Source organism: Cellulomonas biazotea, assembly GCF_004306155.1.
GTDB classification, from domain to species: Bacteria; Actinomycetota; Actinomycetes; order Actinomycetales; family Cellulomonadaceae; genus Cellulomonas; species Cellulomonas biazotea.
In genome coordinates this window covers 1-10,380 of the sequence record NZ_BIMR01000214.1, presented here as the reverse complement: position 1 = coordinate 10,380, position 10,380 = coordinate 1, and the positions used below count along the sequence as shown (strand labels likewise).

Here is a 10,380-nt window from a genome sequence, read left to right as displayed (position 1 = left end):
GTGCGGGGCCGGTCGCGGACGGTGCGCCGTGGGCCGCGGGTGCGGACGGCTCGACGACCCGCGTGCGCGTCCTGCTGCACTACGTCGACCACCCGGCGACCGCGGCCCTCAACGGCGGCCGCGCGACCGTGGGCCTGCGCGTGGGCGCGACGTCCGTGGAGGTCGCACCGTGAGCGCGGACGCACGCGTCGTTCCCGGTCAGGGGCCCGCCCCCGCCCGGGGCCGGTGGCGCCGTCCCGCGGCGCGCGCGCTGCGGGTCCTGCGGGACGCGCTGCTCGACGTCGGTGCGGTCGTCGGCACGGCCGCCGTCGTCGCCGTCGCCGTGTGCCTGTTCGCAGGGGTGCGCCCCGCGATCGTCGTGTCGGGCTCCATGGCGCCCGGCATCCCCGTCGGCGCCCTCACGGTGGCCCGGACGGTCCCCGCCGACGCGGTGGCCGTCGGCACGGTCGTCACGCTGCCGCGGCCCGACGGCCACGGGCTCGTGACGCACCGCGTCGTCGCGTCCGAGCCGGGTCCGGCCGGCGCCACCCGCCTCACGTTGCAGGGCGACGCGAGCTCCCTGCCCGACCCGGTCCCGTACGACGTGCGGGACGTCGGCGTCGTCCTCGGGTCGGTCCCGCGGGTCGGCGCGGCGGTCGCCTGGCTGCAGCAGCACCTGGTGGTCGTCGTGCTGGGTCTCGTCGCGCTGCTCGCGCTCGCGACCGTGCCGGCGCGTCGTCGCCCTCCGGCGGACGAGGCAACCCGTTCTGGGACCTCATGAGCCTCGGCATCGCCGCCCACCTGCGGGACCGGCGCGGCTGGACCACGCTCACCGACGACGACGCGAACCTCGCTGCCGTCGCCGAGCACCGGCGCGGCGATGGAGGACCGCCGTGCGTACTTCTGCGCGCACGGCGCCGTGTCCGCGGACCTCAGCCACGAGGACGACGGCAGCGCGCCGCTCGACCCTGCCGACGCCGAGCGGATCTACGCCCGGGCCGTCGCCGGCACCGTCACGGCCGTCGAGGCCGTCGCGCTGCGCCGCACATGCTGCTCGAGATGGCACGCATGTCCACCGAGGACGCCGTGGTGGTTCCTCGACGCCCCGACCTCGATCCTGCGCTGGCGCGAGGCCGTGACCGAGATCGTCGGTCTCAGCCGCACCAGCGGGTTCATCGACGACACGCGCGCGCTGTGCTCGATCCCCGCACGCCACGACATGGCCCGCCGGGTCGACGCCGGGTTCCTCGCGGGCCTCGTCGCGGCGCACCGGCTCGACGAGCGGGAGGCCGCCGACGCGGCCGTGGACCTCGTCGTCGGGCGTCCCGCCGAGGTCTTCCGGCTGGACCGGTCCTGAGCGGGGCGCGCGTCGGGACCTTCTGACCTGCCGCACGGCCCCGGCCGGTGGAGACGATGGAGGTGTCGGCGGGTGCTCGCCCTGGCCGGGCACGGTGGCCCGTCGGGGGAGGAGCGCGGCCATGGCACGCACCTGGGACGTCACGGTCTACGTGTTCGCGTCGCACGACGCGGCCGGGCACGACGACGTGACCAAGGCGCACGCGGTCCTCGCGACCTCCGGCGGCGCGACGGTCGACGGCTACGGACGTGCCGACGACGACGAGACCCGCGCCGCGCGCTGCGCCGCGGCGCCCGACGACCACGCGGTCGCCGCGGCCGCGGGTGCGCTGCGCGACCTGGCCCGACGGCTTCTGGGCGAGGCCGAGGACCTCGCGGGCACCGAGCCGGACGAGCCCGCACGGGCGCGTCGCCCGGCCTGACCCGCCGTGGCGGCCGACCACCGAGAGCGTGGTGTCGCGCGGGACGATCTCGCGCAGGCGCGTGCGGTCGCCGACGGCCGTGTCCCTCGTGGCACCGGCGGGGAACGGCGAAGGGCCCGGCTCCCCCTCGGAGCCGGGCCCTCTGCGCCGGCGGCCGGACGCGTCCCTGGCGATCGTCCAGGGGCGCGGGCCGCCGCGCGGGGTGGTCGTCGCCTGCATCGCACCGGCGGCGGCCGCCCCGAGGAACGTCTCAGCCGTCGTCGTGCACGACCATCACCGGCACCGTCGCCTCGCGCAGCACCGCGCTGCTGACCGAGCCGAGCAGCATGCCGCGGAAGCTGCCGAGGCCGCGCGACCCGACGACCACGAGCGCCGCGGCGGCGCCGAGGGTGACGAGCGCGTCGGCCGGGTCGTCGTCGACGAGCGCGAGCTCGACGGTCAGGCCCTCGTGCTCCGCCCGGAGCGTGTCGACGACGGCCAGCGCGGCCCGGTGCGTCGGGTCGTCCTCGTCGTCGGTGGCCAGGGGAGGGACGCTGCCGCGGCCGTACGGGTCGGGGATCGTCGCGCGGGCGTGCACGACGCGCAGCGGCCGGCCGAGCATCCACGCCTCGCGCGCCGCGAGGTGCGCCGCGACGAGCGACGCGGACGAGCCGTCGACCCCGACGACGACCGCGGCGTCGGCGGGGGTGGCCCGGAACGGGTCCGAGCGGACGACGGCGACCGGGCAGCGGGCGTGCGCCGCGACGTGCACCCCCGTGGAGCCCGTGCGGCCGGGTCCCGTGCGCACGCGGGCGCCGACCACGACGAGCGCGGCGTCGGAGCTCAGCTCGCGCAGGCAGGGCGCGACGCGGCCGTGCATCGCCCGGGTCTCGACGTGCAGGCCCGGGTGCCGTTCCTCGACGAACGCCGCCTGCTCGTCCAGGTACTCCTTGACCCTGGTCTCCAGGTCGGCCCCGACGGGGACGGGGTACCAGCTCCAGGCCATCGTCTGCCAGGCGTCGTCGACCGTGCGCACCAGCAGCAGGTCGGCGCGCCGGCGAACGGCCTCGTGGACGCCCCAGTCGAGCGTCAGTGCGCTGTGCGGCGAGCCGTCGAGGGCGACGACCACCGGTCCGTCGGCACGCATGGGATGCCTCCTCGCCTCGGGCGCAGTGCCCGGCCGGACGTCCGCCGGCCACGGTGCCGCGCTCCCTCCAGCGTCCGCCGCACGTCCCCCGACGGACCGGGACCGTCGTCCCGGATGTCGTGGTTCGTCACGGGACGTTCGGCCCTGTGGCCCGTGACGGCCGCGGAGCAAGCCTGATCGCGTCGGAGCTCACCCACCGGTCCCGACGACGGGGCCGTGAACGCAGGAGGGGATCGTCATGGCCACCACCCACCCCGAGGCCCACACCTCGACGCACCCGGCCACGATGGTCGAGGACGACATCGTCACCTCGGTCACCGGTCGCCGATGGCTCGCCGTCACGCGGATCGCCACAGGCTTCATCTTCCTGTGGGCGTTCGTCGACAAGACGTTCGGGCTGCACTACGCCACCGGCGCGGCGGTTGCGGAGGGCGACCCGTCGCTCGCCTGGGTCGACGGCGGGACGCCGAGCCAGGGCTTCATGCAGTTCGCGACGGTCGGGCCGTACCAGGACGCGTTCGTGTCGGCGGCCGGCGCGTGGACCGACTGGCTGTTCATGCTCGGCCTGCTCGGCATCGGCGTCGCCGTGATGCTCGGCGTCGGCCTGCGGATCTCCGCCGTCGCCGGCTCGGTCATGATGGCGCTCATGTGGGTCGCCGAGTGGCCCCTGCTGCAGGGCTCGAACAACCCGGTCGTCGACTACCACGTGATCTACGCGCTCGTGCTGGTCGTGTCGGCCGTGCTGCTCGCCGGCGACACCTGGGGCCTCGGGCGCCGCTGGGCCCGGACCCGCGCCGTGCAGCGGTTCCCCTGGCTGCGCTGACCGGGCCGCACCCGCCCCGACGGCGAGCCGCCCGCGGTGCGCGCGGCGCCCGTCAGGGCAGGGGGACGGACCAGCGCACGAGGCTGCCGCCCTCGGGCAGGGCCGCGGCGGACGACGTCCCGCCGCGGCTCGCCGCACGCCCCGCCACGTTCGCCAGGCCGCTGCGGTCGGCGTCCGGCGGGATGCCGACGCCGTCGTCCTGGACCTCGACGACCAGGTCCGTGCCGACCTGGACGCGCACGACGACCTCGTGCGCGCGGGCGTGCCGCGCCACGTTCGCCAGGGCCTCCCGGACGACCGCCACGGCGTCGTCGGCGACGTCGTCCGGCACGGTGGCGGTCACGCCGTCGGTGCGCAGGTGCGGCACGAACCCCAGGCCGCGACGCGCGGCGACGACCTCGGCGTCGATGCGGTGACGCAGCCCGCGACCGGCTTCCGCGCCGCGGGTGCCCAGGCGGAAGATGGTCGTCCGGACGTCCTTGATCGTCTCGTCGAGGTCGTCGACGGCGGTCCCGAGGCGGCGCGCGACGTCGGGACGGACCGCGTCCTGCGCGGCGCCCTGCACGTCGAGGCCGATCGCGAACAGGCGCTGGATCACCATGTCGTGCAGGTCGCGGGCGATCCGCTCGCGCTCCTCGAGCACCGCGAGGCGCGCGCGGTCGCCCTGCGCGCCCGCGACGTCGAGCGCGAGGGCGAGCTGCTCCCCGAACCCGGCGACGCTCGCGAGGTCGTCGGGCGGGCCAGGGGTGTGGACACGGCCCGCGGTCGCGCCCGTGACGGTGTCCGCGGGCCATCCGGCGGTCAGGCCCCCGACCCACCGCTCGCCGCTGCGCAGCGGCACGAGCAGCGCCCACGCGTCGCCGGGGACGCCCAGCACCGTCCCGTCGGGCAGCCGCCGGACCACGGGTGCCCGGCCGCTGAGGTCGTCGGCGACGCCCGTCGGCAGGTCGTCGGCCCGCACGTGCAGGTGCGCCGCGGCGGCGCCCGTCGCCGCGCGGACCAGCGCGCCGACCTCGGCGACGGCCTCCTCGAGGGGCCGGCCGCTCGTGAGCGCGGCCGTGCACGCCGCCGCCTGCTCGAGCCACCGTTCGTGCTCGCGGACCTGGCGGTAGGCGCGGGCGTGCTCGAGCGCGACCCCCGCGGACGCGGCCAGCGCCACCGCGACCTGCTCGTCGCGCGCCGTGAAGTCCGCGCCGCCACGCTTGTCCGTGAGGTACAGGTTCCCGAAGACCGCGCCGCGTGCCCGGACGGGCACCCCGAGGAACGTCCGCATCTGCGGGTGGTGCGGCGGGAAGCCGACGGACGCGGGGCAGTCCGCGACGTCGTGCAGGCGCAGCGGGTGCGGGCTCGCGACGACCGCGCCGAGCACCCCTCGCCCCTGCGGCAGGTCGCCGATGCGCGCGACCGTGGCCGCGTCGAGGCCGCTGTGCACGAACTCCTGCAGGCCGCCGTGCGGTCCGAGCACGCCCAGGGCGCCGTACGAGGCCCCGGTCAGGGTGCGTCCCGCGGCGACGAGTCGGTCGAGCACGGTCGCGATGTCGAGGTCGGTCGACATCGAGACGACCGCGTCCATCAACGCGTCGAGCCCGGCGTCGGGCTGCGCGTCGAGCCCGTCGTCCCGGCCACCACGACCCACGTTCGGAGCATAGGGCGGCGTCCCGGGCAGGGCCCTTCGACCCTGGGCCCGCGTCCGGGCCACGAGAAGGCTGGCAGGACGATCGAGCGTGGAGGTGGGTGCCGTGCGTGCACTGGTGGTCTACGAGTCGGCGTTCGGGAACACGGCCGAGGTGGCCCGGGCTGTCTGGGAGGGCGTGTCGCAGACCGTGCCGGACGCCTCGCTCGTCGAGGCGGGCGCGGCGCCCGCAGAGCTGCCGGACGACCTGGAGCTGCTCGTCGTCGGGGCGCCGACGCACGCGTTCGGCATGAGCAGGCCCGGTACGCGGGACGACGCCCGCCGACAGGGCGGCGACGCGCCCACGGTCGGCGTGCGCGAGTGGCTCGGCTCCCTGGCCCGGACGGGCTACCCGGTGCACGCCGCGACGTTCGACACGCGCGTCGACAGCCCGCGCCTGCCCGGGTCGGCCGCCGCCGGGGCGCGGCGTGCGCTGCGCCGTGCGGGCTTCGACTGCGCGGCGGCGACGTCGTTCTGGGTCGGCGGGATCAAGGGTCCGCTGCGGGACGGCGAGCTCGACCGGGCCCGCTCCTGGGGTGCGACCGTCACGGGTCCGCTGACGTCGTCGAGCGCGCGCGGCTAGGAGTCGCGGGGCTGCCGCGTGGCCGGCCCGTCGGAGCCTGAGGTGTCGGGATGCTCGCGGTGCTGCTCCGCGATGAACAGCGCCGCCTGCGTCCGGCCCCGGACCTGCAGCTTGGCCAGCAGGCTCGAGATGTAGTTCTTCACCGTCTTCTCCGCGAGCGACATGCGCGCCGCGATCTCCCGGTTCGTCAGCCCCTCGCCGACGAGCTCGAGCACCGCGGACTCCTGCGGCGTCAGCAGGTCGAGCCGCGCGTCGTGCCGCCGCGACTCGACCACCCGCTGCAGCACGCGGGACGTCGTCGCCGGGTCGAGCAGCGACCGGCCCGCCGCGACCCGCCGGATCGAGTCCAGCAGCTGCGGCCCGCGGATCTCTTTGAGCACGTAGCCCGCGGCCCCGGCCGTGACGGCCGCCAGCAGGGCTTCGTCGTCCTCGTACGACGTGAGCATGAGACACCGGACCCCCGTTGCCAGGTCGGCCAGGTCGCGGCACACCTCGACGCCGCTGCCGTCGGGCAGCCGCACGTCCAGCAGCGCCACGTCCGCGTCGCACAGCGGCACCCGGGCCAGCGCCTCGCGGGCGCTCGCCGCCTCGCCGACCACCGTCATGTCCGGCTCGGCCTCGACGAGCCGCAGCAGCCCCTGCCGCACGACCTCGTGGTCGTCCAGCACGAACACCCGGATCTGGGGCATGACGCCACTGTGCACCCGCCGCGGTGGGGGAGCACCCGGTGCGTCACCGGCGCGCGCGACCCACCCCGCGGCGGCCCTCGTCGCCCCGGGGTGGCGGGTGACCGGGGCGGTCAGCCCGTGATCCGGACCTCCCCGTGCTCGATCGCCGCGATGTCGTCGGACGTCGCGCGCAGCAGCCGGTCGGCCAGGTCACGCAGCGCGCGGGCGGCGGCGAGCTCGTCGCCGATCTCCGGCACGTCGAGGTCCTGCGGTGCCCGCCGGGCCCGCCCGAAACCCTCGAGGGTCGTGCCGGCCGACGTCGTGAGCACCGCGTGCGCCTTCGTCGTCGCACCGAGGTCGTGCAGGTCGTCCGCGTCGAAGAGGTGGACGACGACCTTCCACGTGTGGGTCATCGCACGGCTCCTTCCCGCCTCGTCGGGTCGTCCGCCGGGCCGGCGGACGGTCCCACCCTCAGCGTCCGCCGCCCGCACGGTCGTGCCGTAGGGCAGAAGGTCCCCGGAGCCCCGCGCGCCCTGTCCGACCGTCGTGGCCGCCGACGCACAGCGCGGGACTGCGTCGGGGCACAGGTAGCGTTGACACGTGCTCGACGCCCCGCCCCCCGCTCCCGCCCGCGCGGCGTCCCGTCCCGGTCTGACGGCCTGCAGCCTGTGCGCCGGCGAGACGCTCGGCGCCGACGACCCGCTCGACGGCGGCCAGCTCGCCCGGCTGGTCGCGCTGCGGGACCGCGGCACGGCGGACCTCACCCTGTCGGAGTGCCTCGACGAGTGCGAGCGCGGCGACGTCGTGGTCGCGCGCCCCAGCCGTGCCGGCCGCCGCGCCGCCGGGCGACCCGTGTGGTTCGAACGGCTGGCGGGCGACGAGCGCACCGACGAGCTCGCCCGCTGGCTCGAGCGCGGCGGCCCGGGCTGCGCGCCGATGCCGGAGGCCCTCGCCGGGCACCGGATCGCCCGGTCGACCCAGGACGACCCGACCGACGTCTGACCGGCGGCACCCTGCCGTCCCACCCGCCCGTGCCGCGCAGCCGGGTCGTGACGAAGGTCTGGTCCGCCCGCTGAGCCACCTGCCTAGCGTAGGAGGAGGCCCGGCGACGGTGCCGAGCCTTCGCACCAGGGAGGCAGTCATGCGCACCATCGTCGTCACCGGCTCCGCCTCGGGCATCGGACGGGCCACCTGTGACCTGCTGCTGGAGCGAGGTGCCCGCGTCGTCGGCGTCGACGTGCACGACGCGGAGGTCGTCGCCGACCTCGCCACCCCCGCCGGCCGGACCGCGCTCGTCGACCGGGTCCGGACGCTCACCGACGGCACCCTCGACGCCGTCGTCGCCAACGCCGGACTGGCCACGCAGACGCCCCCCGACGTCGCCGTCAACTACTTCGGGACCGTCGCGACGCTCGACGGCCTGCGACCGCTGATGACCGGCACCGCGGCACCCCGCGCCGTCGCGACCGCGTCGATGGCGAGCCTCATGCCGTCGGACACCGAGCTCGTCGACCTGTGCCTCGCGGGTGACGAGCCGGGCGCGCTCGACCGCGCGGCCACGCTCGTCGAGACCGACCTCGGCCACCTGATCTACGCGAGCACCAAGACGGCCCTGTGCCGCTGGGTGCGGCGCCACGCCGCCGGCCCCGGGTGGGCCGGCGCGGGCATCCCGCTCAACGCGATCGCCCCCGGAGTCGTCGAGACGCCCATGGTGCAGCCGTTCCTCACGACGCCCGAGCAGCGCGAGGCGCTCGCGGCCCAGGTGCCGATGCCGCTGCACGGGTTCATGGCGGCGGACGTCCCGGCACGGCTGCTCGCGTGGCTCGTGAGCGAGGAGAACACGCACCTGTGCGGGCAGGTCGTGTTCGTCGACGGCGGGTCCGACGTCGTCCTGCGCGGCGACGCGACCTGGTGACCGCGGCCGTCCGCCCTGTCCACCCCGCCCGCCGCCGTCTCGGCGCGCCGTCGCGCGGCACGCCGAGCCGGGCGGTCAGGCGCTCGCGTCGCCCGCGAGCAGGCGGCGGTTCCAGCGCTGCTGCCACTCGACCGCGTCCCAGCCCGGGTGGTGCGGCGCGGAGTTCGAGCCGAGCACCGCACCCCAGACGCCGAGCTCGATGCACCGGGTCAGCGCGTGCTCCGCGACCGCGCGCCCGACGGGCCCGTCCTCGAACTCCGCGAGCAGCGGCGTGTACCCGACCCAGCCCTCGCCGACGACGACGGGGACCTCGTGGCGCGCACCCCAGCGGGCGTACACCTCGAGGCGGTCGTCGAGGCCCTGCCGCATGGCCTCGTGCCACCGGCCGTACCGCTCGTACAGCCACGCGTCCCACCGGGCGGTGTCGACCCAGTCGTACGTGTAGAACATGCTCGTCGAGACGCCGGTCGCCGCGAGCCGCCACGGCTCGACCAGCCCTTCGTACGCCGCGACGTCGGGCGCGTCGTCGCGCAGCAGCGACCGCAGCTCCGCCGACGGGAACCCCTCGGTCGCGCGCACGCCGGCCCACCGCTCGAGCTCACCGAGCACGCCGTAGAGGTAGACGTGGAAGTGGGCGACCTGCCCGTCGTCGGGCACGGCGGCCATGTCGAGGTGCGGCGGGATGCCGTAGCAGGAGGTCGCGAGCACGTCGGGGTGTCGCTCCCGCAGGCGGTGCACCGCCGCCTCGACGTGCGGGCGCTGCGGCCAGAACGGGTCGGCGGGCGAGCCGCCCCCGGCGAGCACGAGCCCGCCGAGGTCGACCTCGTTGTGCAGCTCGGCGTACGCGACCTGCTCGCCGAGGCCCGCGTCCTTGAGGTGCTGGACGAGGTCGCCCATCGCGTCGGCCAGCACCCGGTGCCGGTCCTGCGGCGGGACGGCCGACAGGGCGTCGTACCAGACGGACCCCTCGAAGAACGCCGCGCTCTGCTGGTACTCCCAGGACGACAGGATGACGACGCAGCCGTGCCGACGCGCGGCCTCGAACAGCGCGCGCAGGTGGGCACGCCGTCGATCACCGCACCGCCGCGCGTGTCGTACCAGCGGGTGCGTTGCCCGACGCCGCCGCCCATCCCGACGAACCGCAGGGCTGTGGTGTCGATGTCGTGGTCGCCGAACAGCAGGAACGGCATCGCGCAGATGCGCACCGTGTTGTACCCGCGCTCGACGGCCTGGGCGAACGCGTCGTCGAGGTCGGCGAACGGCTCGCCGGGGGTGGTCTGGGTGTACCAGGTGAAGTCCCACAGCGTCACGGTGAGGCGGGCGGGCAGGTGCTCGGGGACGCCGGGCGGGCGCAGGACGGTCATGGGTCGGACCTCTCGGTGGGGAGCGTGCGGCTGGGGCGGTGTCTCAGCGCGGAGGTGCGGTGCGCTCGGCGAGCTGCCGGTGCAGGTCGAGGGCGCGGGCGTCGACCGGGTCGCGGTGCAGCACCGCGGCCAGGTGCGCGGCTGCGGCGGGTGCGTCGCCGTCGAGCGCGGCGAGCTGCGCCTCCAGGAGGCGCGCACCCGCCTCGTTCGTCGCGGCGAGGTCCTCGGTGAACAGGAGCATCGCGGGCAGCGACGTGGCGAAGTAGTCGACGACGGCCGGCTGCTGCCTCAGGTCGGCGACGTGCGCACGCAGCGCGGCCGTCAGCCGGTCCGCCGCGTCGTCGTCCCCGAGGCGGCGGAGCGCGACGACCGCGCAGGACGTGAGGTCGGAGCAGGGCACCGCACCCGTCGTGCCGGTGCCGCCGGCGCCCGCACCGCCGGCGGACGCGGCCGCGGCGGCCCACGCGCGGCG

12 protein-coding genes and 2 pseudogenes are annotated in these 10,380 nt (G+C 76.5%); 7 read left to right on the top strand and 7 right to left on the bottom strand.

Annotated features, from left to right (window positions below; genetic code table 11):
• Nucleotides 1-169: 169 nt before the first annotated feature.
• From CBZ_RS20955 to CBZ_RS13750, 3 genes are all read left to right on the top strand, one after another.
• Complete coding sequence (locus CBZ_RS20955; protein ID WP_165446775.1) at nt 170-760, top strand: S24/S26 family peptidase; 591 nt, start codon at nt 170-172, stop codon at nt 758-760.
• Between the two features lie 99 nt (nt 761-859).
• On the top strand, nt 860-1,336 hold the full coding sequence (locus CBZ_RS13755) for a glucuronate isomerase (protein WP_130782090.1): 477 nt from the start codon (nt 860-862) through the stop codon (nt 1,334-1,336).
• A gap of 121 nt (nt 1,337-1,457) precedes the next feature.
• Nucleotides 1,458-1,757, top strand: coding sequence for a hypothetical protein (locus CBZ_RS13750; protein WP_130782089.1), 300 nt, complete (start codon nt 1,458-1,460; stop codon nt 1,755-1,757).
• A 250-nt stretch (nt 1,758-2,007) separates the two neighbouring features.
• Here CBZ_RS13750 and CBZ_RS13745 read toward each other — a convergent pair whose 3' ends face one another.
• Entirely contained in the window at nt 2,008-2,883 is an 876-nt protein-coding gene (locus CBZ_RS13745) for a universal stress protein (RefSeq protein WP_130782088.1), read from the bottom strand.
• A 238-nt stretch (nt 2,884-3,121) separates the two neighbouring features.
• On the opposite strand from CBZ_RS13745, the gene CBZ_RS13740 reads away from it, so the two are divergent.
• The gene (locus CBZ_RS13740; RefSeq protein ID WP_218022775.1) at nt 3,122-3,706 is read left to right on the top strand and encodes a DoxX family protein; all 585 of its coding nucleotides are present in this window, start codon (nt 3,122-3,124) and stop codon (nt 3,704-3,706) included.
• 52 nt (nt 3,707-3,758) lie between these two features.
• Here CBZ_RS13740 and CBZ_RS13735 read toward each other — a convergent pair whose 3' ends face one another.
• Nucleotides 3,759-5,342, bottom strand: coding sequence for a GAF domain-containing sensor histidine kinase (locus CBZ_RS13735; RefSeq protein WP_130782087.1), 1,584 nt, complete (start codon nt 5,340-5,342; stop codon nt 3,759-3,761).
• Between the two features lie 103 nt (nt 5,343-5,445).
• Here CBZ_RS13735 and CBZ_RS13730 point away from each other — a divergent pair, with 103 nt between their 5' ends.
• On the top strand, nt 5,446-5,961 hold the full coding sequence (locus CBZ_RS13730) for a flavodoxin family protein (protein WP_130782086.1): 516 nt from the start codon (nt 5,446-5,448) through the stop codon (nt 5,959-5,961).
• On the opposite strand, the gene CBZ_RS13725 is transcribed toward CBZ_RS13730, so the two are convergent.
• Entirely contained in the window at nt 5,958-6,650 is a 693-nt protein-coding gene (locus tag CBZ_RS13725) for a response regulator (protein WP_130782085.1), read from the bottom strand. The two genes, CBZ_RS13730 and CBZ_RS13725, sit on opposite strands and share 4 nt — an antisense overlap.
• Nucleotides 6,651-6,760: 110 nt before the next feature.
• Nucleotides 6,761-7,042 carry a dsRBD fold-containing protein gene (locus tag CBZ_RS13720; RefSeq protein WP_130782084.1) on the bottom strand — a complete coding sequence of 94 codons (282 nt, stop codon included), beginning with the start codon at nt 7,040-7,042 and terminating at the stop codon, nt 6,761-6,763.
• A gap of 187 nt (nt 7,043-7,229) precedes the next feature.
• Between CBZ_RS13720 and CBZ_RS13715 the strand changes: the two genes are divergently transcribed.
• Together CBZ_RS13715 and CBZ_RS13710 are read left to right on the top strand one after the other, a co-directional pair.
• The gene (locus CBZ_RS13715; RefSeq protein ID WP_130782083.1) at nt 7,230-7,631 is read left to right on the top strand and encodes a hypothetical protein; all 402 of its coding nucleotides are present in this window, start codon (nt 7,230-7,232) and stop codon (nt 7,629-7,631) included.
• Nucleotides 7,632-7,770: 139 nt separating this feature from the next.
• Nucleotides 7,771-8,544 carry an SDR family oxidoreductase gene (locus CBZ_RS13710; RefSeq protein ID WP_130782082.1) on the top strand — a complete coding sequence of 258 codons (774 nt, stop codon included), beginning with the start codon at nt 7,771-7,773 and terminating at the stop codon, nt 8,542-8,544.
• A 75-nt stretch (nt 8,545-8,619) separates the two neighbouring features.
• Here the strand turns inward: CBZ_RS13710 and CBZ_RS21840 are convergent, their stop codons facing one another.
• The 3 genes and pseudogenes from CBZ_RS21840 to CBZ_RS20950 all read right to left on the bottom strand — a co-directional run.
• On the bottom strand, nt 8,620-9,456 hold the full coding sequence (locus CBZ_RS21840) for a hypothetical protein (RefSeq protein WP_246013383.1): 837 nt from the start codon (nt 9,454-9,456) through the stop codon (nt 8,620-8,622).
• A 269-nt stretch (nt 9,457-9,725) separates the two neighbouring features.
• Nucleotides 9,726-9,908: pseudogene (locus CBZ_RS21835) on the bottom strand (cellulase-like family protein); the annotation flags it as partial.
• A gap of 43 nt (nt 9,909-9,951) precedes the next feature.
• Nucleotides 9,952-10,380 (bottom strand): annotated as a pseudogene (locus CBZ_RS20950) (hypothetical protein); the annotation flags it as partial.

Excerpts from the sequence above, each read along its gene's own strand:
- CBZ_RS13720 (WP_130782084.1), bottom strand. The coding sequence starts at position 7,042 with ATGACCCACACGTGGAAGGTCGTCGTCCACCTCTTCGACGCGGACGAC.
- CBZ_RS13745 (WP_130782088.1), bottom strand. The coding sequence starts at position 2,883 with ATGCGTGCCGACGGACCGGTGGTCGTCGCCCTCGACGGCTCGCCGCAC.
- CBZ_RS13710 (WP_130782082.1), top strand. The coding sequence starts at position 7,771 with ATGCGCACCATCGTCGTCACCGGCTCCGCCTCGGGCATCGGACGGGCC.
- CBZ_RS13755 (WP_130782090.1), top strand. The coding sequence starts at position 860 with ATGGAGGACCGCCGTGCGTACTTCTGCGCGCACGGCGCCGTGTCCGCG.
- CBZ_RS13725 (WP_130782085.1), bottom strand. The coding sequence starts at position 6,650 with ATGCCCCAGATCCGGGTGTTCGTGCTGGACGACCACGAGGTCGTGCGG.
- CBZ_RS13750 (WP_130782089.1), top strand. The coding sequence starts at position 1,458 with ATGGCACGCACCTGGGACGTCACGGTCTACGTGTTCGCGTCGCACGAC.
- CBZ_RS13740 (WP_218022775.1), top strand. The coding sequence starts at position 3,122 with ATGGCCACCACCCACCCCGAGGCCCACACCTCGACGCACCCGGCCACG.